28 protein-coding genes are annotated in these 26,405 nt (G+C 63.0%); 15 read left to right on the top strand and 13 right to left on the bottom strand.

Annotation, left to right across the window (positions count from 1 at the left end; translation table 11 throughout):
- Position 1 precedes the first annotated feature (1 nt).
- Positions 2 to 4,837, bottom strand: coding sequence for an RHS repeat domain-containing protein (locus ISP15_RS08630; protein WP_404546854.1), 4,836 nt, complete (start codon positions 4,835 to 4,837; stop codon positions 2 to 4).
- Positions 4,838 to 5,011: 174 nt separating this feature from the next.
- Here ISP15_RS08630 and ISP15_RS08625 point away from each other — a divergent pair, with 174 nt between their 5' ends.
- On the top strand, positions 5,012 to 5,179 hold the full coding sequence (locus ISP15_RS08625; protein WP_404546853.1) for a hypothetical protein: 168 nt from the start codon (positions 5,012 to 5,014) through the stop codon (positions 5,177 to 5,179).
- 142 nt (positions 5,180 to 5,321) lie between these two features.
- Here the strand turns inward: ISP15_RS08625 and msrB are convergent, their stop codons facing one another.
- On the bottom strand, positions 5,322 to 5,945 hold the full coding sequence (gene msrB, locus ISP15_RS08620) for a peptide-methionine (R)-S-oxide reductase MsrB (protein WP_404546852.1): 624 nt from the start codon (positions 5,943 to 5,945) through the stop codon (positions 5,322 to 5,324).
- A gap of 31 nt (positions 5,946 to 5,976) precedes the next feature.
- Positions 5,977 to 7,701 (bottom strand): cytochrome c biogenesis protein DipZ, encoded by a 1,725-nt coding sequence (locus ISP15_RS08615; protein ID WP_404546851.1) that lies wholly within the window; start codon positions 7,699 to 7,701, stop codon positions 5,977 to 5,979.
- Positions 7,702 to 8,018: 317 nt separating this feature from the next.
- Here ISP15_RS08615 and ISP15_RS08610 point away from each other — a divergent pair, with 317 nt between their 5' ends.
- From ISP15_RS08610 to ISP15_RS08580, 7 genes are all read left to right on the top strand, one after another.
- Positions 8,019 to 8,543, top strand: coding sequence for an RNA polymerase sigma factor (locus tag ISP15_RS08610; RefSeq protein WP_404546889.1), 525 nt, complete (start codon positions 8,019 to 8,021; stop codon positions 8,541 to 8,543).
- A gap of 5 nt (positions 8,544 to 8,548) precedes the next feature.
- Positions 8,549 to 9,202, top strand: coding sequence for an NrsF family protein (locus ISP15_RS08605; protein WP_404546850.1), 654 nt, complete (start codon positions 8,549 to 8,551; stop codon positions 9,200 to 9,202).
- 74 nt (positions 9,203 to 9,276) lie between these two features.
- On the top strand, positions 9,277 to 10,380 hold the full coding sequence (locus ISP15_RS08600; RefSeq protein WP_404546849.1) for an NAD(P)H-dependent flavin oxidoreductase: 1,104 nt from the start codon (positions 9,277 to 9,279) through the stop codon (positions 10,378 to 10,380).
- Positions 10,381 to 10,424: 44 nt separating this feature from the next.
- Positions 10,425 to 10,811 carry a ribosome silencing factor gene (gene rsfS, locus ISP15_RS08595; protein WP_404546848.1) on the top strand — a complete coding sequence of 129 codons (387 nt, stop codon included), beginning with the start codon at positions 10,425 to 10,427 and terminating at the stop codon, positions 10,809 to 10,811.
- 16 nt (positions 10,812 to 10,827) lie between these two features.
- Positions 10,828 to 11,298 carry a 23S rRNA (pseudouridine(1915)-N(3))-methyltransferase RlmH gene (rlmH, locus tag ISP15_RS08590; protein ID WP_404546847.1) on the top strand — a complete coding sequence of 157 codons (471 nt, stop codon included), beginning with the start codon at positions 10,828 to 10,830 and terminating at the stop codon, positions 11,296 to 11,298.
- Between the two features lie 46 nt (positions 11,299 to 11,344).
- On the top strand, positions 11,345 to 11,794 hold the full coding sequence (locus ISP15_RS08585; protein ID WP_404546846.1) for a GNAT family N-acetyltransferase: 450 nt from the start codon (positions 11,345 to 11,347) through the stop codon (positions 11,792 to 11,794).
- A 43-nt stretch (positions 11,795 to 11,837) separates the two neighbouring features.
- Positions 11,838 to 12,416: a Maf family protein gene (locus ISP15_RS08580; protein ID WP_404546845.1), complete on the top strand. Its 579-nt coding sequence runs from the start codon at positions 11,838 to 11,840 to the stop codon at positions 12,414 to 12,416.
- Between the two features lie 50 nt (positions 12,417 to 12,466).
- Here ISP15_RS08580 and ISP15_RS08575 read toward each other — a convergent pair whose 3' ends face one another.
- Both ISP15_RS08575 and ISP15_RS08570 read right to left on the bottom strand, forming a co-directional pair.
- A complete protein-coding gene (locus ISP15_RS08575) occupies positions 12,467 to 13,264 on the bottom strand; it encodes a CPBP family intramembrane glutamic endopeptidase (RefSeq protein ID WP_404546844.1) in 798 nt (265 codons plus the stop codon).
- 11 nt (positions 13,265 to 13,275) lie between these two features.
- Entirely contained in the window at positions 13,276 to 13,668 is a 393-nt protein-coding gene (locus ISP15_RS08570) for an MAPEG family protein (RefSeq protein WP_404546888.1), read from the bottom strand.
- A gap of 113 nt (positions 13,669 to 13,781) precedes the next feature.
- Between ISP15_RS08570 and ypfJ the strand changes: the two genes are divergently transcribed.
- Positions 13,782 to 14,639, top strand: coding sequence for a KPN_02809 family neutral zinc metallopeptidase (gene ypfJ, locus ISP15_RS08565; RefSeq protein WP_404546843.1), 858 nt, complete (start codon positions 13,782 to 13,784; stop codon positions 14,637 to 14,639).
- Between the two features lie 52 nt (positions 14,640 to 14,691).
- Positions 14,692 to 15,057 (top strand): YkgJ family cysteine cluster protein, encoded by a 366-nt coding sequence (locus ISP15_RS08560; protein ID WP_404546842.1) that lies wholly within the window; start codon positions 14,692 to 14,694, stop codon positions 15,055 to 15,057.
- Between the two features lie 85 nt (positions 15,058 to 15,142).
- Here the strand turns inward: ISP15_RS08560 and ISP15_RS08555 are convergent, their stop codons facing one another.
- Positions 15,143 to 15,952 carry a dioxygenase family protein gene (locus ISP15_RS08555; RefSeq protein WP_404546841.1) on the bottom strand — a complete coding sequence of 270 codons (810 nt, stop codon included), beginning with the start codon at positions 15,950 to 15,952 and terminating at the stop codon, positions 15,143 to 15,145.
- A gap of 106 nt (positions 15,953 to 16,058) precedes the next feature.
- Entirely contained in the window at positions 16,059 to 17,906 is a 1,848-nt protein-coding gene (locus ISP15_RS08550; protein WP_404546840.1) for a DEAD/DEAH box helicase, read from the bottom strand.
- Positions 17,907 to 18,366: 460 nt separating this feature from the next.
- Between ISP15_RS08550 and ISP15_RS08545 the strand changes: the two genes are divergently transcribed.
- Positions 18,367 to 19,104, top strand: a complete 738-nt coding sequence (locus tag ISP15_RS08545) for an SDR family NAD(P)-dependent oxidoreductase (RefSeq protein ID WP_404546839.1) — start codon at positions 18,367 to 18,369, stop codon at positions 19,102 to 19,104.
- Positions 19,105 to 19,169: 65 nt separating this feature from the next.
- Entirely contained in the window at positions 19,170 to 19,724 is a 555-nt protein-coding gene (locus ISP15_RS08540; RefSeq protein ID WP_404546838.1) for a GNAT family N-acetyltransferase, read from the top strand.
- Positions 19,725 to 19,802: 78 nt separating this feature from the next.
- On the opposite strand, the gene ISP15_RS08535 is transcribed toward ISP15_RS08540, so the two are convergent.
- Positions 19,803 to 21,125, bottom strand: coding sequence for a DEAD/DEAH box helicase (locus ISP15_RS08535; protein WP_404546837.1), 1,323 nt, complete (start codon positions 21,123 to 21,125; stop codon positions 19,803 to 19,805).
- A 268-nt stretch (positions 21,126 to 21,393) separates the two neighbouring features.
- Between ISP15_RS08535 and ISP15_RS08530 the strand changes: the two genes are divergently transcribed.
- On the top strand, positions 21,394 to 22,626 hold the full coding sequence (locus tag ISP15_RS08530) for an MFS transporter (protein ID WP_404546836.1): 1,233 nt from the start codon (positions 21,394 to 21,396) through the stop codon (positions 22,624 to 22,626).
- Between the two features lie 36 nt (positions 22,627 to 22,662).
- Positions 22,663 to 23,148 (top strand): FKBP-type peptidyl-prolyl cis-trans isomerase, encoded by a 486-nt coding sequence (locus ISP15_RS08525; protein WP_404546835.1) that lies wholly within the window; start codon positions 22,663 to 22,665, stop codon positions 23,146 to 23,148.
- Positions 23,149 to 23,235: 87 nt separating this feature from the next.
- Here the strand turns inward: ISP15_RS08525 and ISP15_RS08520 are convergent, their stop codons facing one another.
- The 5 genes from ISP15_RS08520 to ISP15_RS08500 all read right to left on the bottom strand — a co-directional run bounded on the left by ISP15_RS08520 (position 23,236) and on the right by ISP15_RS08500 (position 25,684).
- Positions 23,236 to 23,667: an organic hydroperoxide resistance protein gene (locus tag ISP15_RS08520; RefSeq protein WP_404546834.1), complete on the bottom strand. Its 432-nt coding sequence runs from the start codon at positions 23,665 to 23,667 to the stop codon at positions 23,236 to 23,238.
- A 4-nt stretch (positions 23,668 to 23,671) separates the two neighbouring features.
- The gene (locus ISP15_RS08515) at positions 23,672 to 24,127 is read right to left on the bottom strand and encodes a MarR family winged helix-turn-helix transcriptional regulator (protein WP_404546833.1); all 456 of its coding nucleotides are present in this window, start codon (positions 24,125 to 24,127) and stop codon (positions 23,672 to 23,674) included.
- A 76-nt stretch (positions 24,128 to 24,203) separates the two neighbouring features.
- A complete protein-coding gene (locus tag ISP15_RS08510; RefSeq protein WP_404546887.1) occupies positions 24,204 to 24,743 on the bottom strand; it encodes a C40 family peptidase in 540 nt (179 codons plus the stop codon).
- A 163-nt stretch (positions 24,744 to 24,906) separates the two neighbouring features.
- Positions 24,907 to 25,065, bottom strand: a complete 159-nt coding sequence (locus ISP15_RS08505) for a hypothetical protein (RefSeq protein WP_404546832.1) — start codon at positions 25,063 to 25,065, stop codon at positions 24,907 to 24,909.
- 247 nt (positions 25,066 to 25,312) lie between these two features.
- A complete protein-coding gene (locus tag ISP15_RS08500) occupies positions 25,313 to 25,684 on the bottom strand; it encodes a VOC family protein (protein ID WP_404546831.1) in 372 nt (123 codons plus the stop codon).
- A gap of 66 nt (positions 25,685 to 25,750) precedes the next feature.
- On the opposite strand from ISP15_RS08500, the gene ISP15_RS08495 reads away from it, so the two are divergent.
- Positions 25,751 to 26,194: a MarR family winged helix-turn-helix transcriptional regulator gene (locus ISP15_RS08495; protein ID WP_404546830.1), complete on the top strand. Its 444-nt coding sequence runs from the start codon at positions 25,751 to 25,753 to the stop codon at positions 26,192 to 26,194.
- Positions 26,195 to 26,405 lie beyond the last annotated feature (211 nt).

Raw genomic sequence — 26,405 nt, 5'->3', positions numbered from 1 at the left:
CTTATGGGTTGCTTGCTCGATTCGCGTGAGTGGCACTGACGCCGGGTACTGACACGGGGCCTCCTGGCTGGCCTGGTAGATGTGTACTGATGGGTCCCCATTTGCTGAAGTTCGAGCAGCCATCCTCGTTGCATGCGCGTACTCCGATGACCCAGGTGCCATAGCCGGGTAATGCTGCGGTGTATGAAGTGGCGCCTGTGGCTGCTGCCGGGCTATCGTTGATGCTTATCTCGTATCGGCTTGCGCGTGCGACGGCATCCCAGGACAAATTGATGTTTACCGGATACTTGGAGACGGGATAATCGAATGGCGGCTTAGGCGTCGTAATAGGCGGCATTTCCGGTGGTCCGGAAGGTATCAGTTCCACCTGCACATCCTGCGAGTTTTCGCTCCAGGTGCGTCCGCCGTAGACATTCTTGGCCAGCACCCGGTACCTGTAAAAGCCATTGGTACTACCGGGAAGCTGGAGCGAGTTGGATGTGAGATCGCTGGCAACGCGATGTCCTCCGCGCCAATCGGCATCGTCATATTCGTCTACGTCGTAGGATGTCGCGCTTACGGTCGGATCCCAGCTGATGGTGTACGCACCATGCTGTACACCCGCCGGGACATGTATGCCTTGCCAACCATTTATAGCTGCAGGCGTGACCCCCATTGGGCTGGAGATGACCCAGCCACCGCAGGTGCTTGAACACGCCCGCACACGATACAAATACGTGCCGCCTTGACGATCCGTATAGCTGACGTTGCTCTGCGGGCCGCGGTAAACCTGCGTCCATATGCCATCGTCGTATTGCTCTTCCAATTCATAGGTTGTTGCACCTTCGGAAACTCCCCAGGCCACGTTATACGTGCCAGCGGAGGGGCTTCCAGGCGCGAAGCTGATGGCACCCGGCAAATCATGTTTGCGTGTGGTCGCCTGTGCCACCAGCATGCCGCCCAGATAAATGAAATCGGTCTCGGTAGAAGCGACGTCGTTGTCGCGCTGAAGTATCAGCCGGCCATTGTGGTCGTAGACGTAATAGCTCTTGTTGCCGCCCACGCCGAGCCGCGTCTTCAGCACTCGCCGCCCAAAGGCATCGTAGATGTAGCTTTCGCGCCCGCTGACTTCGGTCAGGCGATTGGCGAAGTCGAAGGTGAAGGGCGTGCTGTCGCGCTGGATCGCATTGCCGCGATTGTCATAGGTGAATTGATGGGTTTGGCCGTCCGAACCCACGGCGCTGTTCAGGTGATTGAAAGGGTCGTAATTGAAGCCGCGCTGCAGGCCGGTGTCGGCGGTGATGCTGCGGATGTTGTTGAGCGGATCGTAGCTGTAGGTCTCCGCGTCGGACGGACTGGGGGCGGTGGCGCGGGTCAGGCGATTGAGGCTGTCGTAGCCGAATTGCCGTTGGCTATTGCTGCCCTCAGCGAGGTCGTCGGCCCGGGTGAGGTTGCCGTTTGCGTCGTAGCTGAAGTCCTGGCTGAACAATAGGTTGCCATTGGGCAAGGCATAGCTGAGGTTGCGCGGCAATTGGCGTGCATTCTGTTCGGTGAAGTATTCGATGCCGTTGCCGTACTTGAAGTACTCCAGCTCGCCATTCGGCAGGTAGCGCGCTGCATTGGCGAAGTCGCCCGCCTGGGTGGGCCGGCCCCAGGCGTCGGGGGATTGGTTGACGATGCGGCCATCGGGATAGGTGATGTTGGCCAGGTCTCCGTTCGCGTTGTAGCCGTATTGGAGGTTGTAGGCCAAGCCATCGACGATCAATGTTTCGCTGGTCGGTAGTCCGAGCAGGTTGTAGGCATAGGTCCAGCGGCTGAGGCCGGTGTCGGCGCTGGCGAGACGGCCCAGGACATCGTAGGTGAACCGGCTGGATAGCGTCCCGGCGGGATAAGCCACGCTGAGCACGTTGTTCATGGCGTCATAGTTGCGAACGGTTTTCGCGGCATCGTTCACTTGTTCGCGGCCGCAGCCGGCACCGTTGATGGCTAGTCCCTGCGCGCTCCATGCCAGTCGGCTACCCGTGTCGTAGTCGAACACGGTGCTGCCGATTTCCGGCTGGATGCTTCGGCATAGGCGCATCGCGCCGTCGTAGACGTATTGGCGCGTGGCCGAGATTTGTCCGTTCTGATAAGTGCCCGATTGGGTGATGCTAAGCGGCATGCCATAAGCGTTGCGCGTAATCACCTGGGTCACCCCCTCGGGGGCATCGACGCGCAGTACATCGCCAAGGCTGGGGGTGTCCATTACCTGATAACTGGTGGTGACGGTGGCGCCCTTGGGATCGGTGGTCTGCACGCGCGCACCGCTCAGGTATATCTGTGTGGTGGTGAGCTGGCCTTGTTCGGAATCCTGGTGGCTGGCGACGGCGCGCCCCAGCGGGTCGTAGTCGATATGTACGCCCTGGGTAAGCAAGCCCAGGCTTGGACTGTCGCGCAGCGGATACGAGGAGAAGACTGCATTACCGCGCCAATCGTAGGCCTGGCTCTGGCTGATAAAGCTGGCTGTACCAAGTGGACCGGGGCGCGAGGAGTTCAGCACCGGGCGCATCAATGCATCGTTATCGGTGATCGTATCCGAGTCGCCTCGCGTTACGCCGTAGCGCCAGTGCGGCCCCTGGATGCCAGTGTCTGGCGTCTCGGCGTATAGATAGCGATAGAACGTGTCGCTCCAGGCAACGCCATCCCCTTTCGGTGCGCCGCGGCGAGTGATGCGCCCCATGATGTCATAGTCATTGGTGGTGGTTACGCCGGCGCGATTGGTGAAACTGGCCGTGTTGCCAAAGGCATCGAAGTTGCGTGATTCGCTGGAACCGTCGGGATAGGTGATCAGGCCCGGCTGGCCAAGCACGTAGTTGTCATAGTGGGTAGTCAGGCCATTGCCATCGGTGCTGCTTTCCAACAGACCACGCGCATTGTAGGTGTAGGACACCTGCTTCAGACCGAAGCGATTGGCTTGGTCGAGGGTGAGACGGACGGCGTCATAGTGGTTCTCATGCATCACCGTGTTATTGGCCAGATCAGTCACCTTGCCGACAAGGCCCAGTACCCATGGCGTACTGCTGTTGACGTAGCTCACGCTTACATCGAGCGGCGTTTGTCCGGCAATATTGTTGCCGCGATGAATCTGCGTGGGCTGGGCGAAGGCGTTGAAGTCCTTCCATTGCGTGGTGTAGGTGTCGCCATCCTGCATGATGGTGCGCTGTTTCAGTGGCGCCATATTGCCCAGTGCGGCGGCGTTCATGCGGGTGTCGGCCGGCGAGCCCAAGGAGGCGGGATAGGGGCCGGCATTAGCGGGTGCGTAATCGAAACGGATGCTGCGTGAGGCACTGCCATCAGCCTGGCGGTTGACCTCCATGCTCAACACATGGCCTTCCGTTTCATCGGCGGCGTTGCTGAAGCTGAAGCGAGTGACGTGTTGATCCGGATCGACAATGTCGGTCCAGGCCGGCGATGCTTGAGCGTCCGAGTACTGATAGCTCCATGCCGGCGTACCGATGTTGGCGCCGCTGTAGTGGCGCTGCAACAGGGACAAAGTGTCGTATTGCGCCGGTACCCAGGGGAAGTCGGCGGAAGCGTTGCAGGTATTGGCCACGCCGCTGCGGCCATGGCGGACGCCGCCCAGCGTGAGCTGTTCGGTCAGGCCGTTCGGATCGGTCATCGTGCCGATGAATGTCTGCGCTGCATCGAACGGCGACAGCGCGTCGCACGTGGTGTTGCCGGTGTAGTGCAGCGTGGCTTCCGCCAGCGCCTGTAAGTCATACGTCCACTGGTTGCCATCGGGGCGCGTGACGCCAATCAATGTTTCGCGCCCGCTGCCGAGATTGGCGTAATGGAAGGTCCAGACACGTGGCGTCGGCACGGCGGGCCGCAATACGACCTGATCGATCAGCGTCGGTACGTCGCTGCGATAGATGATGTTGAATCCCAGTTCGTTATCGCTGTTGACGGACACCAGCCGATCGCGGTCATAGATGAAATTGAGGGTATTGCCGAAACGGTCCTGAATCTTGGTGACCAGCATTGAGGCGCGCTGGCGCGTAAAGGTGCCAAGGCCGGACACGGCTAGATCCGGTGCGGCCTGGTAAACCAGGTGATTGAAGGTGTAGCTCGTGCCGTTTGGCGCGATGGCGACAAAGGCCTCGCCCGGTTCGTCGTTGTCGGTCTGCGCCAGGCAGCTGATCTGCCATTGGCGGGAGGTGACCAGCGGATAGTTCAACGTGTCGCCAGGCTTCAACGTATTACCGGCAGCGCGTTTGAGCACTTCCTGCGAGCCCTGTTCCGGCAAGACGAGCTGGTAGCCCTGCCACCATACGGCGGGATCGATTGCGTCGGGGTTGAGTGCCTTGCCCTGGACACTGCCGGCAACCTGGGCACGGGCTTGATGCTCCGCCCTGGCTTGGTCCGCCTGCAAGGCTTGCAAATCCGCGCTGGTAATGGTCGGCGGTGGGCCGAAGGCGGAACAGCGGGCATACGGATTGGCACCGGCTACTTGCCATCCATGGCCATCGGGATAATTCAGGACGAGCGTGGTGATGCGCGGAAGTTCTAGCTGCCAGTCGGCAAAAGCGCCGGTGCGGGGCAGCGAAGCGTTCGATCCGCCCGGCGTGAAACTGCGAGTGAGGGAGAGGGGAAGTCCATTGGTGCTCTGCACCGCCTCCGATTGCGACAGAGTCAGTTCGCCGGTAATGGGATTGATCCATTCGCCAAAGGCACCCGCGTCGGGTAGCGGCATCGCCGCCGTAATGCCGATGTGCGTTCGCAATTCGTCCTGCGGCGTTACCGACTGCGCCATGGCATGAGCGGCGGCCAGGCCAAGCAGGAAAAAGGTTCCGATACAGACACGCGATGAAAATGACATGACACATCCCTGTAGATGATTTGGATACGACGATCCAAATGCGAACGCGGATCGACCTGCGATCGGCGGCAACGATGTGCAATGGGTAACGCAGCTGCTACGCGCTATTCAAGTGCGCGGCATGCAGGTTGATGGCGGTTATGAACACATGGCGCAAACACCCTGTCGCGCTCAATGTACGGCAAGCCTTTGATTGCTTTGAAGCGCGTTGCGAAAAATGCGTTGCATGCAGTCGTTGCGCCGCATGCCGTTGCGGCTTGTCATGCAAAGGAAAGAGGTAAAGGATGGCGTTATGCAAAAGAAAAATCTGTCAGCCTCGCCGAGTGGGCTGGCAATGAATGAAGGTGATTGAACGCACCAGCAGTACGACAGAAAAGGCCATGCCGGCCTATAGCGGGAAATGCCGCATGCGGCGGGTTAACCACCGCAGCGGTTATCGATCGCAAGAACGCCTTGAAGCGGATGACCGCAAGTAAGCAGAAGCTCAACTCACCCGGAACGCGACAAATCGCATCGCCACGGAATTCATGCAATAGCGCAAGCCGGTCGGGGCCGGGCCATCGTCGAAAACGTGTCCAAGGTGACTGTCGCAACCTGCGCAGCTGACTGCCGTGCGGACCATGCCATAGCTGGTGTCGCGCGTCTCGATGACGTTCTGCTTGGCGATTGGCCGCCAGAAACTGGGCCAGCCGGTGCCCGAATCGAATTGCGTCGATGCATCGAACAGTGCCGTATCGCATCCAGCGCAACGGTACAGGCCTTTGCTGTCGGGTTTTTCATGCGGGCCGCTGAACGCCATTTCGGTGCCGGCGCGCCGCATCACGTTGAAGGCTTCGTCGGAAAGGCGCTGATGCCATTGCGCATCGGTCAACACCAGCTTGCGCACATCGCATGGCCCCAGGTTATGGCCGTCATCGTCGGCGAAGCACTCCAGCAGGAGACTCGGCGCCGAAGCAGCCACTGGCGTAGCTGCGGCCATGGCGCTGCCTTTGCTACCGAACAGGCGTATCGCCGACAAGCCGCCCATGGCAATCGCCGCGCCGCCGCCCAGGGCTGCGAACAGGAACCGGCGCCGGTCTGCAGGGTTGTTATTGGATGGGGAGGTCATGTGAAATCTCCATGTGTTGCCTGGGTTGCGTTTAGCCGAACGTGAAGGCATATACGCGCGCGAGCGGGTCGAGGAAGCTGATTTCGAAGATGCGTTCACCCGTGCCATGCGTCTGGCGGACCAGCTGATAGAGGCGCTGTGCGCCGATCGTGCCGTTGCCGTCGGCATCGATGTCCGCACCATGATCCGCGCCAGGCGGCTTGCCATCGAGCGTTACGCGGAAGCGCACCGGCTTGCCGTCTTTGCCAGGGCCCATCACCAGGTGCAGATCGCGTCCACGAAACCGGTACACGATGGCGCCATGGGATTGGTCGACGGTGGCGCTTTGCTCGTTGACCGTCCAGCGGCCGTCGAAAGCCCATTGATTGACCAGCAATGCGGCGGGTGCGTGGTATGGCCAGCTATCGTCATGCGCGACCTGGCCGCCGGCGAAGTTCGCGCTGCGCGCGTAGCCTACGTAGGTCTCCGGCGAGCGGCTCGCGTCGCCGGAACCGGCCGCTTCCGCGCCGGCTGCGCCGGGTTGCACGTATCCGCCGGGAAGATCTTCGTAGCCGGCCTCGCGCAACAGGCGGCGGATCACGTCTTCGCTGCCGGCGTAGTCGCCTTCGCCGAAATGATGGGCACGGATCGCACCGTGCGCATCGATAAAGTAATGCGCCGGCCAATATTCGTTGTTGAAGGCCTGCCAGATGGCGTAGTTGTTATCCATCGCTACCGGGTAGGTGATGTGGAAATCCTTGATCGCCTTGGCGACGTTGGCGGGATTTTTCTCGAAGGCGAATTCGGGTGAATGCACGCCGATCACCACCAGGCCATGGTCGCGATATTTCTGCGCCCATGCATTCACGTAAGGCAGAGAACGAATGCAGTTGATGCAGGAATAGGTCCAGAAGTCGACCAGCACTACCTTGCCGTGCAGCGATTCCGGCGACAGCGGCGGGCTGTTGAACCATTGCGTGGCGCCGGACAGCGGCGGCAGTTCGCCTTCCACCGGCAAGGCGTCGCCGACTTTGGGCAACGGCGCGGCAACTGCGGGCGCCGGGCGCACCGCGTCGACCAGTTTTTGTTCGACGCCGCTGGTGCTCGCCAGCGACACGCGGGTGAGCAGGCCCGTATCCAGGCCCAGTGCAATCGCTGCCACGCCACACAGCACCAGGACACCGAGGACGCGACGCAGCCATTCGCCGGCGCCGAGCGAGCGCTTCATGACTTCGAATACGCGCCCGCCCACCCAAAGCGCAAGCGCCAGGGACACCGCCGCGCCACCGGCATAGGTGAGCAGCAGCAACGTGGTTTGCACACTGGCGCCTTTCAGCGCCGCGCCGGTCAGCAGCAGGCCCAGGATAGGTCCTGCGCAGGGCGCCCATAACAAACCTGTGGCGATACCGAGGCCGGCAGCGGACCAGGGTGAATCGCCCTGCGTGACGGAACGCTGGTTGATGCGGTTGCCAAGGCGCACGAATGGGCGGCTGATCCACTCGGCCAGATGTGGCACCAGCAGGGTGAGGCCAAGCATCGCCAGCACCGCCAGCGCCACGTAGCGTCCATATTGATTTGCCTGCACCGCCCAGCCGCCGCCGACCGCGGCCAGCGTGGCGACCAGCGCGAAGGTGAGCGCCATGCCGGCCAGCATCGGCAGTCCGTTGCGCACGAACGGCCGGTCGGCGCGCGCGAACACGAACGGCAGCACCGGCAGGATGCAGGGGCTGAGAATGGTCAGCACGCCGCCGAGAAACGCAAGGATGAGCAGGATCATGGGAACCTTGGGAAAGGGTTTGACAAGTATTCGTTGCGGAGGGTGGCTTGGTTACCAAGGCTGCGAGGGCAGGGCGAAAACCAGTGTCATTTCTACTCCTGGCCGGATCCACGTGCTCCGCGTAACTCCGATCCATGGCGCAACGAATTAGCCGTAGCCATCCACTTGCGAGCATCATGTCTTTCCCATCCTTGACCTTTGACGGCCCATGGGTACTACTACGGCAGGTCTCAGGCAGGGTCGCGGGTATCAGCAAGGCAGTGTCGTCCGAATCCAGCAGCGCCAGCGAACAGGCTGACCGGCAGCGGGCAGTGTGGATGGCCGCCGCGCAAGCGGGCGACCAGCGTGCCTATGCGCGTTTGCTGACCGATTCGGTGGCGCTGATCCGTGCCGTGGCCAGACGGCAGGGCGTGGCCGTCGATGCGCTGGATGACGTGGTGCAGGAAACCTTGATGACCGTGCACCGCGTGCGGCATACCTACGATCCATCGCGTTCCTACGATGCGTGGCTGTCGGCGATCGCCAGCCGCCGCGCGATCGACATACTGCGCAGCCACGGCCGTCGCGACCGGCGCGAAGTGCATGACGAATTCGCTTTCGATACACACGCCGACCGCGACGACGCGAGCGCAGGCACCGAGCGCGACCAGGACGCACGGCGCCTGCGCAAGGCCATTGAAACCCTGCCGCCGGGGCAGCGCGAGGCCGTCGAGCAATTGGGCCTGAAGGAGCGTTCGCTGGCCGAAGCGGCCGAACTCACCGGCCGCAAAACCGGTGCGCTGAAAGTCAACCTGCATCGCGCGTTGAAGACGCTGCGCGATCGACTGAGTGGAGAATCCTGACCGCGATGTCCGACGCAGCACGCCATGAAGCCCTGATCGATGCGCTCGGTGCCGAGCTGACGCCCGTGCGCCGCCTGGCGCCACCATGGCGGCGCGCGCTGGGCTGGCTGCTGGTGGTGGCGATCATCGCGCTGGTGCTATTCGCGCGCTACGGCGCCAGTACCATGCTGCATCGCTGGGCCATGGCGCCGGACCTGGGCTGGGCAGCATGCGGTGCGGGACTTACCGCCATCACCGCCACGCTGGCGGCGTTCGTGCTGGCTGTGCCGGGACGTTCGGTGAAGTGGGCCTGGTTACCAGTGCCGGGGGCGTTGCTGTGGATTGGCGGCAGCGGCATGGGTTGCCTGCGCGAGTGGGTGGTGCCCGGCATGCAAGTGGCCAACATGCATGCGGCCAACCATTGCCTGATTTTCATTGTCAGCTTTTCGATCCCGCTATCGGCGCTGTTGATCTGGCTGCTGCGGCGCGCCTGTCCGCTGCGGCCTGTGCTCACCGCGGTACTGGTGGGGCTTGCCAGTGCGGCGGCTTCGGCGAGCCTGCTGGAGATTTGCCACAATTTCGACGCCGCCGCGACCGACCTGCTGATGCACGCGCTGGCGGTGGCCATCGTGATCGTCGTCAACGCAAGCATGGGCGGGCGCCTGTTGTCGAAGGCATAAGCGCCTGCTGGCGCGATACGCGGGCTACGCCGTGTCATGGATACTTGTTGCATCGATCCGCGAGGCCGTTTTCCATGCCTTCTCCCTCCTTGACGCAGCAGCTTGGCATTGCCTGTCCGTTGATCCAGGCCCCGATGGCCGGAGCCAATACGCCTGCACTGGCCGCTGCGGTAAGCGCAGCCGGCGGTCTCGGTTCGCTCGGCGTGGGCTATGTGGAGCCGCAGGCGATCCTTGAACAGGCGGCGCAAATTCGCGCCGTCACCGACCAGCCTTTTGCCCTCAACTTGTTCGTGCTGCCGGATGCGTTCGAGGTGGACGAGATGGCCGTCTCGTATGCATGCGAACAACTGGATGCCTTGATGGAGCGGGAAGGGTTGGCGGTACGCACCCGCCGTCCGGCGGCGTGGGCGCCGCTGTTTTCAGAGCAGTTCGCAGCCTTGTGCGAGGCGCGTCCGGCGGTAGCGAGCTTTGCGTTCGACCTGATTACGCCGGCGCAACTGCGTGAGCTGCATGCGCGCGACATTTACGTGATCGGCACCGCCACCACCGTTGCCGAGGCGCGCGCGTGGGCGCAACTGGGTGCCGATGCGGTATGCGTGCAGGGTGCGGAAGCCGGCGGACACCGTGGCACCTTCCTGCACGAACCCGAACAGGCCTTGATCGGATTGTTCGCCTTGTTGCCGCTGGCGGCGCGCGCCGTCGAGATTCCGGTGATCGCCGCGGGCGGCATCATGGATGGTCGCGGCATGCTCGCCGCCGAAATGCTCGGCGCGGCCGCCAGCCAGCTTGGTACGGCGTTCCTGGCGTGTCCCGAATCGGCCGCGGCGGAAGGTTGGAAGCGCGATCTGGCGAGGGCCGAGGAACACCGCGTCGCGACCATCAGCTGCTTTTCCGGACGCGCCGCGCGCGGATTGCAAAATCGTTACACCCAGGCGATGCAGGCGCATGCCCCGCAACTGCCTGCCTACCCGGTGCTCAATGCATTGACCGCGCCGTTGCGCCGCGCTGCCAGCCAGGTCGGGCGTGCCGATCTGGTTTCCGAGTGGTGCGGCCAGGCGGCGGCCCTGGTGCGTGAAATGCCTGCCGGCGAACTGGTCAAGGTCCTGGCCGAGGAATACCAGGCGGCGCGCAGGCAGCTGGCGCTTGACGTGGCGTTGCGGCAGGGCGGATATACTTAGCCCGCGCCATCCCGCGCAGCCGATACGCCGCGAGGCCCCAACTCTTGATCACCACCCGCCATGCCAAGGCCGTCAACACGGCCACCCTGCGCAAGTCCGTCATCGCCGCACTTGAAGACCTCAAGGCCAAGGACATCCGAGAGATCGATGTACGCGGCAAAACCTCCATCGCCGACCTGCTCGTGATTGCTTCCGGCACCTCGGCGCGCCATGTCAAATCCATCGCCGACGAAGTGGTCAAGTTCGCCAAGAAGGCGGGCGTGCTGCCGCTGGGTGTCGAAGGCGAGCAGGAAGCGGAGTGGGTGCTGGTGGATCTGGGCGACGTCATCGTGCACGTCATGCTGCCGCGCATCCGCGAGTTTTACGGGCTCGAACGCCTGTGGACGGTGGGCGATCGCGACGCCGAGAACGAAGCGGCGCTCGCCGGCTGACAGAGCAAGCAACGGCATGCGCGCCCGCCTGATCGCCATCGGCGAACGCATGCCTGCATGGGTAGCGGAAGGGTTTGCCGAATACCGCAAACGGCTGTCCCACGATTTGCCCCTCGAACTGGTCGAATTGAAGCCCGGCACCCGCGGCAAAGGCCGCGACGACGCGCGCGCGATGCTCGACGAAGGCGCCGCCATGCTCGCCGCGTTGCCTCGCGATATCCAGGTGATTGCGCTGGATGGCCGCGGCAAGAGCTGGTCCAGCGAAGAACTTGCCCAACAACTCGCGGCATGGCGCATGCGCGGACGCGATCTGGCCTTCCTCATCGGCGGTCCGGATGGCCACTCGCCTGACGTCTTGGCGCGTGCCGATCAAAAGTGGTCATTGGGTCCGCTCACGCTTCCGCATATGCTGGTGCGACTGGTGCTGGCCGAACAGCTCTATCGTGCAACGACCTTGCTCGCCGGCCATCCCTACCACCGCGCCTGAAGCCGGCCGCAGCGCCGGCTGGCGCCAGCGTATGCAAGGAGTCGCCATGCATTATCAAGTTCGCCAGGCGAACGTTCACGACCTCGACATACTGGCGCCCTTGTTCGACGGTTACCGCCAGTTCTACCAGCAGCCTGCGGACCTGGGGCGTGCGCGCGCCTTCCTGTACGAACGTTTTGCGCACCATGATTCGCTGATCCTGCTGGCATGCGATGAACAGGGTGGCGGCCTTGGATTCACCCAGCTGTATCCGTTGTTTTCGTCGGTGCGCACCGTGCGCACGTATCTGCTCAATGATTTGTTCGTCCTCGCCACGGCACGCCGCCGACACGTGGCGAAGGCTTTGATGACTGCGGCCGCCGAGCATGCGCGGGCGCTGGGAGCGGCCGGCCTGTCGCTGGAAACCGCGTTGGACAACGCCCCTGCGCAAGCACTGTATGAATCGCTGGGATGGCAACGTAACCGGGTATCTTGCGAGTATGCGCTGACGCTATGACCGCGCCATCCGCGTCGATACGCCATTGCTGAAAAGGAACTGCATGACGCTCTACCTGGCATCCCAATCGCCGCGGCGGCGCGAGTTGCTCGCGCAGCTTGGTGTCGCCTTCGATATCCTCGATGTGGAGGTGGCAGAGATACCGCAGCCGGGCGAGCCGCCCATCGATTACGTAAGGCGCGTGGCCCACGATAAAGCCCGTGCCGGCCGGCAAGCGTTGGAAACCGCGACGCAGGCTGACGCCATCGTCATCGCTTCGGATACGGAGGTCGTGCTGGATGGCGATATTTTCGGCAAACCGAAAGACGCCGGCGATGCGCAAGCCATGCTGCGCCGTCTTTCCGGTCGCACGCATGAGGTGATATCGGCCGTATGGCTGATGTCAGCCGCACGCGAGCGAGGCGAAGTATGTGTATCGCGCGTGCGCTTCGCGTCGTTGAGCGAGCCGATCATCAGTGCTTACGTGGCAGGCGGCGAGCCATTCGGCAAGGCGGGTGGCTATGCCATCCAAGGCAAGGGAGCGAGCCTGGTCGAGCACCTGGAGGGCAGCTATTCCGGCGTCATGGGCTTGCCGTTGTTCGAGACGGCGCATCTGCTGGCGAGCTTTGGCGTTGCCGTATAGCGCTTTTTTCGGCTTTGATTCGTATTGCGCCGGCATGGCAGGAATGAGCATTACGCCGCGGCGAACAATGCCACCAGCGCGAACAGGTTGAATACGCCATGCGCAAGAATGGCCGGCCACAACGATGCCGATTTCAATCGCAGCCAGCATAGCGCCGCGGCGAGCAGGATCAGGTTAGGCAAGGCATACCACTGGAAACCCAGTCCGCTCAGGTGCACCACGCCGAACAGGACGGCGCAGATCGCCACCGAGCCGTTCACGCCGAGTCGGCGCATCAACGCGGAAAGCAGCACGCCACGGAACAGCAGCTCCTCGATCATGGGGCCGACCGTGACGGCCACGATCGCCAACGGCAGGCGCAGTGGGATGGAAGCGTGGCGGCTGAGTTCCTCGACGTTCTGCGTTACTTCGTGTCCATGCGCCAGCCACTGTGTGAGCATGCCGCCCAACGGTGGCATGACCAATCCGACCAGCAGTGCCAGCAGGTACCAGCGTGCCGAACGTGGGCCGTTCAAGCCGAAGCCGGGCGGCTCCGGTTGGGTCCAGCGGGCGGGCCATGCACGCTGCACCAGCCAGAACATCAGCAAGGCGATCAATGGCAGTGCCACGATCACCAGCAGGGCATTGCTATCCGGTTGCTGCATGATGTCCATCACGCGCTCGTGCGCATCGGCGCGGGAGAGCATCGGATGGCGAAGGCGCTCGACGATGCCGCCACCGAAGCTAACCAGCGCGCCCGCCGTCAGCTGCAACAGGAAATAGAGCAATATAAGCCCGAGCGCATGCAGCACATTCGGTGTACGCGGCAAGGGTGGCGATGCACCCGTGGACATCGGCGCTGCGGTCATGAATGGCCGCTTCAACCTGCCAGCACGGCGCGGCCAAGCCCCAGCACGCTCATCACCAGCAACGCGGCCCAGCCCAGCATGCCCACCAGATAGCCCGGTCCACGCTTGCGCGCATCGGCCAGGTAGGCAAACGCATACCAGCTGCGCCCGACCAGCCATACCAGGCCTGCCACACCCGCCCACAGTACGTAGCCGTAATGCGTCGCCAGCCACAGCAAGGGCAGGAACATCAGCGTACTTTCCAGCGTATTCATCTGTACGCGGTAGGCGCGTTCGAAGGCGGGGTGCCCGCTGGTCGCCGGGGCCTGGATACCGTATTTCCCTCGCGCCCGCCCTACCGCGTACATGGTTCCGAATTGCAGGATCGCGGTCAGCAGGACCACCAGGGCGGGCAGGTTCTGGATCATGGGTAACTCAGCGGAAGATGGAGATGCCACTGTAGCGTTTTGGTGCGATGCTGTGGCGGGTGGCCGAGGGGGCCGGCTGGCACATTGACTGCGGATGCGTCGGGGGCTGTATGGACTGGCAGAAAGGCGAGCAGAGTCAGAACGTCGAAGTCGACAGCGGTGGCGGCGGCCGGGGTTTTGGCGGCGGTGGCCGAATGGGTCTCGGCGGCCTGTTGATCCTGGCGGTGCTTGGCTGGGTGTTCTTCAAGAATCCCATGGCCTTGCTCAATCAGCCGGGCAGCCAGCCGGCCGCCTATGCGCCCGGCGGCCAGCCGGCGCAGGTGGATCCGCAACAGATGGATTTCGTGCGCAGGGTGCTGGGTTCCACGGAGAAAACCTGGGGCGACATTTTCAGCAGCATGGGGCGCACCTACGTCGATCCCAAACTCGACCTCTTCAGTGGCGGTGTGAACACCGCATGCGGTGCCGCGTCCACGGCGGTCGGGCCGTTCTATTGTCCGGGCGACCAGAAGATTTACCTGGACCTGGATTTCTTCCGCGAACTGGATAGCCGTTTTCATGCCAGCGGCGATTTTGCCCGCGCCTATGTCATTGCGCATGAAGTGGGCCATCACGTGCAGAACCAATTGGGCATCTTCGCCAAGGTCAGCCAACTGCAGCGGCAGGGTGCGCGCATGGAAGGCGCCGATGGGCTGTCGGTGCGCCAGGAACTGCAAGCCGATTGTTTTGCCGGAGTGTGGGCCAACCGCACGCAGCAGCGCTTGCAGTGGCTGCAACCCGGCGACGTGGAATCGGCGCTCAATGCCGCCAGCCAGATCGGCGATGACACCTTGCAGCGCGAAGCACGCGGCACGGTGGTGCCCGATTCGTTTACGCACGGCACTTCGGCGCAACGTGTGAAGTGGTTCAAGGCCGGGTTGCAGAGTGGCGATATCCAGCAATGCAATACCTTCAGCGGGCCGGTTTGAGAAAGCCACATCCACTTTCACATCAGTGTGCCAAGCGCCCCTCATCCAACTCATGAGCCATCCGTGTTTGAACTGCGGCGCCTGTTGCGCCCATTTCCGTGTAACGCTCCATTGGTCCGAAGCCGCTCCCGACCTGGGTGGCGTGGTGCCGATGGCATTGACCGAGAAACTCGATACACACCGCCTCGCCATGCGTGGCACATGGGCGCAACGTCCACGATGCATCGCGCTGGAGGGAACGTTGGGAGAAAGCGCACGTTGCGGCATCTATGCGCAACGGCCTTCCGTCTGCCGGGAACTGAAGCCGGCATGGGAAAACGGAAAGCCCAGCGCGCAATGCGACAAGGCGCGCGCCGCTTACGGTTTGGCAATGCTGACAGCGCAGGACTGGATCGACGTCGCTGCCGCGTCAGCGTGACGGGCCAACGCGGGGGATCTACCGCGTCTTTTTGCAGGGCGCGACCAGGCAGTCTGCGACATTCCTGCAACGAGGGAGGGAGCCATCATGGTGCAGCGATCGCTGCTCGTGCGGTGTCGAACCGATAAATATCCATGGCGAGAAAGCCATGATCGATGCCTGCGTCGATGCGTTGCGCGTGAAACGTTTGACCCGCCGCGCCCAGCGCCAGGTAGAGCGGCAACAAATGCTCGTCCGTGGGGTGCGCGCGCTCGGCAAAGGGAGCCTGGCGACGGTAATCGAGCAAGGCGCTCACATCGCCGGCGGCCATCTTTTCCTCGATCCAGCTGATGAAGGGGCGCACATACGGTGCTTCGCGTTCTTCGCTGTAACCCGCACGAACATCGTGAAGGTTATGCGTGATGCTGCCAGAGCCGATGACGAGCACGCCTTGCTCACGCAGTGGCGCGAGCGCTCTGCCGACGGCATATGGATGAGCCGGCCCCCGATGAGGCTGGATGGATAGCGGCACCACGGGAATATCGGCATCCGGATAAAGCAGGCGCAACGGCACCCATGCACCGTGGTCAAGGCCGCGCGTGGCATCGAGCGTGGGCGCGAGCCCGGCGCGATCGAGCAACTGCATCACTTGCGCAGCGATTGCCGGCGCGCCGGGTGCCGGGTAGCGAATGTCGAACAGCGCGCGAGGGAAACCATGAAAATCGTGGATGGTTTCCGGTTGCGTCGAGCCGCCCACGACCGGCGCATGAGCGAGCCAGTGCGCGCTGGCAATAACAACGGCGCTGGGCCTGGGTAATTGCACAGCAAGCTCAGCCAGGCGCTCGCCCACCTTTCCGGGATGCAAGGCCGTCATCGGCGAGCCGTGCGAAATGTATAGGCTGGGCAAGGCGTTCATGGCATCACGTAGCTCGATCTCTTGCCCCGTAGTATGGGTTGATCGAGCCCGTTGCAGCTGCGAGCGCTACGGAACGCAGTGTTGCGCCGCTTGAACGATCGAGCGATTACTTGCGACGCGGCGGCTTGCCGCCGCCATGGCCGTGCGGACGCGGCTTGCCGGCATGGCCGCGCGCATGCGCCGGCTTGAATCCGGCCTTGCGCGGCGGATGTTCGCCGTTGTCGCTCTCGTTGCCGTCCCATTCGGCGATGCGCAGCATCTGCTGGTTCACCCACACCTTTTTCAGGTGCTGGAAGATTTCTCCGGGCATGCCATCGGGCAGGTCGATCAAGCTGTAGTCGCCGCGGATGCTGAGCCGGCCGATGTGCTGGCTTTCCAGGCCTGCTTCATTGGCGATGGCGCCGATGATGTTGCCGGGCTTCACGCCATGTTCGTGGCCGACTTCGATGCGGTAGGTGCGCTTGCCGGCTTCCGTGGTGTGCGCGCGGACCTGCTGGCGTGGCGGGAAATCGCGCTGCTCGCCGTCGCGATGGCGCGGCTCGCGCGGACGGGAGTCGTTGTCGTGCCCGCGTGCCGGACGTGCTTCGCGCTCGCGGCTGTGCTCGCGCCTTGCCGGGGGCTCCAGCAGCAGCGGGCGATCGCCCTGGGCGATGCGCGCCAGCGCGGCGGCAATCTCGATCGCGGGGATATCGTGCTCCTGCTCGTACTGTTCGATCAATTGCTGGAACTGTTCCAGGCCGCCGACCGCAAGGGTATCGCTGATGCTTTGCTTGAAGCGCGCAATGCGGCGATCGTTGACGGCTTCGACGGTGGGCAGCTTCATTTCCTCGATCGGCTGGCGCGTGGCGCGTTCGATCGCGCGCAGCATGCCTTTCTCGCGCGGCGTGACGAACAGGATGGCCTCGCCGCTGCGCCCGGCGCGCCCGGTGCGGCCGATGCGATGCACGTAGCTTTCGGTGTCGTAGGGAATGTCGTAGTTCAGCACGTGGCTGATGCGCTCCACGTCCAGCCCGCGTGCGGCGACGTCGGTGGCGACCAGGATGTCGAGCTTGCCTTCCTTCAGTTGCTGGATCACACGCTCGCGTTGCGGCTGTGCGATGTCGCCGTTGATCGCCGCCGCGGCCAGGCCGCGCGCCTGCAGTTTTTCGGCCAGTTCTTCGGTTGCCTGCTTGGTGCGGGCGAAGATGATCATTGCATCGAACGGTTCCGCCTCGAGGATGCGCGTCATGGCGTCGAGCTTGTGCATGCCGCTCACCCACCAGTAGCGCTGGCGGATGTTGGCCGCCGTGGTGGTGGCAGCCTTGATGGTGACTTCCACCGGATCCTTCAGGTGATGCTGCGCAATCTTGCGGATCGGCGCGGGCATGGTGGCGGAGAACAATGCGACCTGGCGCTGCGGCGGCGTCGCCTGCAGCACTTTCTCGACGTCGTCGATGAAACCCATGCGCAGCATTTCGTCGGCTTCGTCGAGCACGATGAAGCGCAGTTCGGAAAGGTCGAGCGTGCCGCGATCCAGATGGTCGATGACGCGCCCGGGCGTGCCGACCACGACGTGCACGCCGCGACGCAACGCCTGCAACTGCGGGCCGTAGCTCTGGCCGCCGTAGATCGGCAGCACCTGGAAGCCCGGCATGTGCGCGGCGTAGCGCTGGAACGCTTCGGCCACCTGGATGGCCAATTCGCGCGTGGGCGCCAGCACCAGCGACTGCGGCTTGCCGGGACGCATTTCGATGCGCGAGAGGATCGGCAGCGCGAAGGCAGCCGTTTTACCGGTGCCGGTCTGCGCCTGGCCCAGCACGTCGCGGCCTTCGAGCAGCGAGGGAATCGTCGCCGCCTGGATCGGCGAGGGCGATTCATAGCCTACGTCGGCCAGAGCACGCAGTACTTCTGGCGAGAGCGCGAGCGCAGAGAAGCCAGCGGAAGCCGGGGCGGAGTCGGAAGACGGGGACGACATGGGGGAAACCTCGACATGGCATGCACGAGGGCATGCAGGAGAATGGTCACTATTGTAACAGCCCTCGGCCGCCGTACCCTTACCCGGTTAAGGATGCTCTGATCAATGCTACGCAGGCGGCATGATGACCAGAAGGCTCGCAGAGTGTGTTGTGCGGCGCCGGGAAGACTGGCCGTCTTGCCAAGCCGCGCGGTGCACTCTGCGAGCCTTCTGGACATCACCCCATCGCTTTAAATTCAACATGTTGGGGCCAGCTCTGTCTGTCCGCATCCCTTCCTCGCTCCTCAAAGCCGAGTGCATCCATGCACTCTCCCCGCGTGCGGTCCGTCGTCTCGACAGACGGCCAGTCTGCCTTCGCCGACGAACCTATGGTCTGCGAACAGACAGAGCTGGTGACGCCTACGTAGCATTGATCAGAGCATCCTTAAGCAACCATGAGGTTTTTGGCATGCGAAACCGCTTGAAAGATCGTATTGCGCTGGTGACCGGGGCGTCCTCGGGCATCGGCGAAGCCACGGCGCTGGCCTTGGCCGAACAAGGCGCCAAGGTGGCGATTGCGGCGCGCCGCAAGGATCGCCTCGAGCAGCTGGCCACCAGGCTGGCCGAACTGGGCGCCGAGCCCAAGGTGCTGGTCGCCGACCTTGCCCGGGAGGCCGAAGCTCAACGTATCGTGAAAGAAACCGAGGCGCATTACGGACGGCTGGACATCCTGGTCAACAATGCCGGCGTGATGTATCTGGAGCCGGTGATCGAGGCGGATCTTGGTCGCTGGCGCAGCATGTTGGAGTTGAATGTGCTCGGCTTGATCGCCGCCACGCAGGCCGCACTGTCCGGCATGCGTGCACGCCGCGATGGACATATCGTGAATGTATCCTCGGTGGCCGGCCGCATCGCCAATCCGAATGCGGCAGCCTATGCGGCGACCAAGTTCGGCGTGGTGGGATTTTCCGAATCGCTGCGGCGCGAGGTGTACCAGGACAATATCCGCGTCAGCGTCATCGAGCCGGGCATGGTCGATACCGAATTGCGCGAGCATATCGGCCACGAGGCGAGCCGCCACGCGGTGAATGCCCGTGCAGGCGAGATGCGGCAATTGCGCGCCGAGGATGTCGCCGACGCGATCCTGTTCTGCGTGACGCGCCCCGATTACGTGTGCATCAACGAAGTGTTGCTACGGCCGACCGATCAGGAGCGCTGACAAGTCGTGCGCATTCTGTCGTTGAACTTGCTGGCCTTGCAGCGACGGGTGGCGCGGGAGATGTCGTGATCGTTTTGCCGTACTTGCAAACGCCGCGTGCGCGCATCCGGCTGGCCGAAGCGTCGGATGCGCCCATGCTGTTGCGCTATCGCGAAGAAAACCACGCACATTTGTCGCCGTGGGAGCCCTTGCGGGAACCGGAGTACTACACCCTGGCCCATTGCCTGAAGACGATCACGGAAGGGCGCGAATACGCGCTGCAGGACCGAGGCTATCCGTTGATGGCTTTCGATCCGGACGAGCAAACCATCCTGGCGACATTTACTTTCGCCAATGTCGTGCGCGGCGTATTCCAGGGATGCCACCTCGGCTATGGCGTGGCCGAGCGCATGCAGGGGCATGGCCTGATGCGCGAAATCCTGGAACCGGGAATAGCCTGGGCGTTCGGCGAACTTGGCCTGCATCGGGTCATGGCGAATTATCTTCCGCGCAATGAACGCAGCGCGAAGCTGCTGGCGAAACTGGGTTTCGAGCGCGAGGGTTATGCCAGGCGCTACCTGCGGATCGCCGGTGTGTGGGAAGACCATGTGCTCACCGCGCGCATCTGCCCGGACGGCTGATGCGGCGGCATGCCGATGCTCGGACCGGCTGTGCTTCCAGGCCCTTTCTTCGCAAGGGAAGAAAGGGCGCGATGGGGATTACGCTTTCGCCGCCGGGCGACGGCCGCGCGGACGTCGCTTGCGATTGCCCATGGCATGTTCGCCCGTCCCGCTGCCTTGCTGCGTGTGACCGTGCGGACGATGCGAGCCGCCGCCCTGGCGCTGCGGCGGACGCGGCTGGCGCTGGCCCTGCTTCGGACGCGGTGCGTGGGCATCCAGGCGCAACGGGCTGGATAGCTCGAAGCCGGGTACTTCGTTGATGGCGATTTCCTGGTTCAACAGCTTGCGGATGTCGCGCAGCAGACCCGATTCCTCGTGGCTGACCAGCGACAGCGCCAGGCCCTCGGCGCCCGCGCGGCCGGTACGGCCGATGCGGTGCACATAATCTTCGGCCACCATCGGCAGATCGAAATTGATCACGATCGGCAATTGGTCGATGTCGATGCCGCGTGCGGCGATATCGGTGGCCACCAGGACCGTAACGCGGCCGCTCTTGAAGTCGGCCAGCGCGCGCGTGCGCGCGTTCTGGCTCTTGTTGCCATGGATGGCCGCCGCGCGCAGGCCCGAATGTTCCAGGTAGCTCACCAGCTTGTCGGCGCCGTGCTTGGTGCGGCTGAACACCAGTGTCTGGCGCCGGCTGTCCTGGCTCAGTACGTGCAGCAGCAGGTCGCGCTTGCGCGATGCATCGACCGGATGCACTTCATGGCTCACCGTATTGGCTACGCTATTGGCCGGCGTCACCGATACTTCGCGCGGCGATTGCATGAACTGCATCGCCAGCGATTTGATTTCCGGCGCGAAGGTGGCCGAGAACATCAGCGACTGGCGTTGCTTCGGCAAGGTGCTGACGATGCGCTTGAGCGAAGGCAGGAAGCCCATGTCGAGCATGCGATCGGCTTCGTCCAGCACCAGCACCTTGACCCCGCTCAGGTCGATCGTGCGCTGCTGCATGTGGTCGACCAGGCGACCCGGCGTGGCGATGATGATGTCGACGCCGCGACGCAGCGCCTGGATCTGCGGCCCCATGCTGACGCCGCCGAAAATCGTCGCGCTGCTGATCCGCAGATGCTTGCCGTAGGCGCGCAGGTTGTCGTGGATCTGCGCGGCCAGCTCGCGCGTCGGGGTGAGGATCAACGCTTGCGGACGACGGGTGCCCGAAGGCGCCGCGGACGACATGCGCTGCAATAAGGGCAGTGCGAAAGCCGCGGTCTTGCCGGTACCGGTTTGCGCGGCGGCGAGCAGGTCGTGACCTTCCAGCACCACCGGAATGGCGCCGGCCTGGATCGGGGTGGGTTCGGTATAGCCCTGTTCGGCAAGCGCGCGCAGCAACGCAGGGGCAAGGCCCAGCGATTCGAATGACATGAAATACTCCTGTGCAACCCGGAGCTATTCATGCAGAACCGCGTTGCTGTATGTGGGTGTGGTAGGGAGATATACGCCCGGACGGGCCATCCCAGCCGTGGAGTATACATGAATGCCGAGCTCGCCGCCGAAGCACGATTCATGGCGTGTTAGCCTCCCGCAGCGTGCTCCGGCTCATCGCCAACGTTGCCTGTGCGGTGCTCAGTCCAGCCGCGGCGCCAGCGCAGGCCAGGCAGGGCGCACCCCGTTACCTTATTCGGAGTTCTGCATGTCCGTTCTGTCAGCGTTGCGCGAATTGAATCATGAGCAACGGCATACCGTGCTGGCGAGTTTCCTGGGTTGGACCCTCGATGCATTCGACTATTTCATGTACACCTTCGTCATCGTCGCCATTGCGAACGAATTCCATGTCGATCGCACCGAGGTAACGCTGGGTGTATTGCTGACGCTCGCCGCGCGCCCGCTGGGCGCCTTGCTGTTCGGACGCCTGGCCGATCGTTTCGGGCGGCGTCCGGTGCTGATGATCGACGTGATCCTGTTTTCGGTGTTCGAACTGGCGACGGCGTTTGCGCCATCGATAACCGTGTTGCTTGTCTTGCGGTTCCTGTTCGGCGTGGCAATGGGTGGCGAGTGGGGCATCGGCGCGTCGCTGGCGATGGAATCGATTCCACCCAAATCGCGCGGGCTGGTTTCCGGCCTGCTGCAAAGCGGTTATCCCTGCGGGTTCTTTCTGGGTGCGCTGGTGAACTGGCTGCTGGTCGATCATATTGGCTGGCGCGGTCTGTTCGTAGTGGGCGCGGTGCCGGCGTTGCTGGTGCTGTATATCCGGCGCAAGGTGCCGGAATCGCCGGCGTGGCAGGCCAGCCGGGCCGGGCAGGCCAAGCTTGGGCTGGCCCAGGCCATGCGCGGTCACTGGAAGCTCGCCATCTATCTGATGTGCGTGATGGCCGCGTTCAACATGTTCAGCCATGGCTCGCAGGACATGTACCACACCTTCGAGGAGGTGAACCTGCATCTTCCGACCGGTTCGGGCGCGGCGTTCGTGCTGGTCGCGTTGCTCAATCTCGGCGCGCTGGTGGGCGGCATCTGCTTCGGGGCATGGTCGGAGAAGATCGGCCGCCGGCGCGCGATGATCATCGCGGCGCTGCTCGCTATTCCGGTGATCCCGCTCTGGACCTACGGCGGCTCGTTTTGGCTGTTGGGCGTGGGGGCTTTCCTGATCCAGGTAATGGTGCAGGGCGCGTGGGGCGTGGTACCGACGCATTTGAACGAATTATCGCCAAACGCAGTACGCGGCACCTTGCCCGGCTTTGCCTACCAGATGGGCAATTTGCTGGCTGCCGGCACCGCCACCGCGCAATCGTGGCTGGCCAGCCGGGACGGCCTCGACCTGCCAGGGGTCATGTCGCTATGGATCGCCGCCGTTGCCGTGCTGCTGGCGCTGCTGGTATGGCTGGGGCCGGAAGCGCGCGGCGTGGACTTCGCCCGGGAACGCAGCTGATAGAATGTGCGCTTTGCTTACATCGAGAGACAGGCAATGAAGGCTGGCAAGGACAAGGTCATCGCGTTCCACTACACGCTTAACGTGGACGGCGAGAAAGTTGAAAGCTCGCACGAGAGCGGGCAGCCGTTGTGGATCCTGCTTGGTCACGGCCAGCTGATTCCCGGCCTGGAGAAGGCGCTGGAGGAGCATGGTGCGGGCGATACGCTGCAAGTCGAGATTCCGCCAGCCGAAGGATACGGCGAGCGGCAGGACGGGCAGATCCAGCGCGTGCCGAAAAAGTATTTCCAGCAGGGCAACCGTCTCAAGCCGGGCATGGTGACGGTGCTGTCGCTCAAGCAGGGCGGCCAGCGTGCGGTGACGGTACACAAGGTCGGCATGAGTACCGTCGATGTGGACCTCAATCATCCGATGGCCGGCAAGACACTGAATTTCGATGTCGCGATCCAGGAAGTGCGCGAGGCGAGCGAGGAAGAAATCCAGCATGGCCACGCGCATCCGCCGGGAGGCGAAGCGCATTGACGGCGTCGCGCTTCTCCATGTTGGAGAAGCCACGCGAAAAGCAACGGCGCCGGGTGGCGCCGTTGTCGTTCTACACCGCCACCGCCATCACACCAGGCTGATCTGCACATCCACGTTGCCGCGCGTGGCATGCGAGTACGGACAGATGTCGCGATGGGCGGTATCGACCAATTCCTGCGCCACGGCGCGATCGATGCCGGGCAGGTTCACTTCCAGCTTCACCGCGATGCCGAAACCGCTGGGTTCACGCGGACCGATGCCGACATGGCCGGTTACCGAAGCTTCTTTGAGGGTCACCTTTTTCTCGCGCGCGACGTAGCGCACCGCACCTTCGAAACAGGCAGCATAGCCAGCGGCGAACAGCTGTTCCGGATTGCTGCCGTGGCCGCCCGGGCCGCCCAGTTCCTTCGGAACCTTCAGGTCGAAGTCCAGCACGCCGTCGCTGCTGTGGATGTGCCCTTCGCGGCCACCTTTGGCGGTGGCTGTGGCGGTATAGAGAATTTTGCTTGGATTGCTCATGGTCTTAGTCTCGTGGGTCGGAGGAGGCGGCCAGCTGGGCCGCGAGGGATTTGAGTTCGTCGCGAAGGTGTTTGAAGGCGTCGACCGACATGCAAAGGCGTTCGGCCATGCAGCGTGGGACCTCAGCCGCGCGCTGGTGCAGGGTGTGTCCGGCCTCGGTCAGGGTGATTTGCACTTCGCGCTCGTCGCTTTGGCGGCGCTGGCGGCCCAGCAGGCCGGCCTGTTCCAGGCGCTTGAGCAGGGGGGTGAGAGTGCCTGAATCCAGTTGCAGGCGCTCCCCCAGTTCGCGCACGGTGAGTCCGTCGCGCTCCCACAACACCAGCATGACCAGGTATTGCGGATAGGTAAGCGCCAATGCTTCCAGCAACGGACGGTAGGCCGCGGTCATCCGGCGCGAGGCGGCATACAGCGCGAAGCAAAGCTGTTCGTCGAGAAGCAGGGAAGGAGGTGCCGCTTTCATAAGGACAAAATTAGTCCAAAATTTAATTGTGCACAATATAAATTTCGTGAAGAGTCGCCGTGCTCTGGCACGGGCGTCAGTCCAGTACCCGTTTTCCGTAGGCGAAATGATCGCGCCAGAATGGCCCATCGATATCATCCAGGCGAACGGTGCCGCCGCTGTTCGGCGCATGCACGAACCGGCCTTTGCCTACGTATACGCCGACATGGCTGATGCCGCCGTCGATCGAGAAGAACACCAGGTCGCCGCTCATCAGCTCATCCATGTGCTTGACCTTCAGTCCATCCACCGAAGCCATGTCGCGCGAGCTGTGCGGCAGCATGATGTTGGCGGCATTGCGGTAGATGTAATCGACCAGTCCGCTGCAGTCGAAGCCACCGGCGGGCGTATTGCCACCCCAGTGATAGGGCGTGCCGACCAGGGCCATGGCGCGGAACAGGATGTCGTTGGCGGTGCCGATCGAGTTTTCCGGCGCGCGCGCCGGCTCATCGGCCAACGCCGAATGCGAGGGCTTGAACGTCGCCTCGCGGCGCGGGGAACCGGCGCAGGCGGCCAGCAGCAGGAGTGCGACCGCGAGCCCGGTCAGGCGTATTTCATGACCGAATGATCCGTGCATGTCCGATTCGTCGCGGCTGGTCATGGACATAAAGAAAAAACCTCGGCGTGTCTGCGCCGAGGTTATATCAAATCAATAGCTTGGCTGGAAGTTCTCAGGAATTGGAAGAAGTTGGGTGTGGAGGCGGCGGAAGGGGCGAGGCTGCAGGTTTCCGGCGCGCGTATTAAAGCTTAAAGAGCACCGGTACTTTTACCAGGCTTCCAATGCCTTGCCGCTTTCCCGCTTGGGGAAATAGCGCCATTTCATCGCGGCGTCGCTGGCGGCCCTGTTCAGCTCGGGCGATGAACCTGGTGCCGTGGTCGACCTCGATCTTGAGCGCCAAGCCCTACCTTGAACAGAACTAGGCCGTGCTCGTGGTTCCTGATCGCTTCCGGCGATAGAAAGGCGTAATAACTGCGTTGCGCCGGTCTGTGCCAAGGCGGCACGGCCAGCGAGCAAAGGCGTAGTCGAAGCGACGACGCAAGACAACGCAGGGAGGACGGCTGGTCTGCTTTCGCCCCCAAGCTGCCAGAGGTCCAGAGGCTAGGCTGCGGTGGATTAGATACGGCCCACTGCAGCCACCTCCACATTCAAGAATGCGCGACTGTATGGACTGTAATCGTGTAGCCAAACGGGTCGCAGAAAGCAAAGTAACGGCCGAACGGTCCGTCTTTCGGCGCGAACGCTATGTGTGTGCCGTGCCTGCGAAGATGCTCATGTAGCGCGTCGGCATCGTCGCACCCGAACCAGATGGCGACGCCTTGGCCCAATCCCTCTGTGTGTTTTAGTTCGACCAACGGGGTGCGAATGGCGAATGGGATCGGCTTGGTATCGAAGACCACCGCCCCCGGGGGACTTTGAGCGGCAACCTTCAGTCCGACGACATCGGTATAGAAGGCACGGGCCGCATCGAGTTCTTCAGTTTGAATACCGATGAAATCGGGACCTATCAGATGTGGCATGGCTGGGCTCCTTTCAGTGGGCAAGCTACTATATAAGGGTGCTGATATTTATATAAGGGCCCTTATATGTCAACCGGCAAGGTCAGCTTGAAAGACCCCTACGCGACGATTGGCTATGCGTTGAAGCTGGCTCAGCAGGCCCTGCGCACCCATTTGGACACGGGGCTGCGGGAGGTTGGGCTTACCACGCCGCAATATGCGGTCCTCTGCTTTCTCAAGGAAAAGGCCGGGGCCTCGAACGCCATGCTTGCCCGCCGCGCTTTTGTGACTCCACAGACGATGCAGGCCATCCTCGTCGCTCTTGAGCGTGCAGGCTTTATCTCCCGGGCTGCGGATCCCGACCACGGGCGTGTTCAAAAAACCGAGCTGACGGCGCGAGGTCTTGATGTGCTCGAAGTGGCCTCCGGGATCGTGGCCAATGCGGAAACGCGCCTATGTGACGCTTCGGCCCCGCTCGATCCTCAAGTTGTCGCTGCGATGCTGCTACGACTCGCGGCGGCGTTTCGTTGAGCAACGTATGGCCACTCATTTTTTGTATGCAGGAGGTTCCTTTTATGTGCGCCCGCGACAGCCATGTCACCATGCCGACGTGAAGCGATCGCCTGCGATGGCCGCTTCCGACCTGATAGCGACCACTGCTGCCATCTGCATGCGGTCAGCACTGGCGCCGTGTTCAGGCCTGACCGGAGCGGTGTCCAGTCATGACCGGCACGCGCAAGCA

Source organism: Dyella jejuensis, from assembly GCF_044904675.1.
Classification (GTDB): Bacteria; Pseudomonadota; Gammaproteobacteria; order Xanthomonadales; family Rhodanobacteraceae; genus Dyella_B; species Dyella_B jejuensis.
Note: the sequence above shows the minus strand (reverse complement) of the source record. Positions and strands in the feature narration are given on the sequence as shown.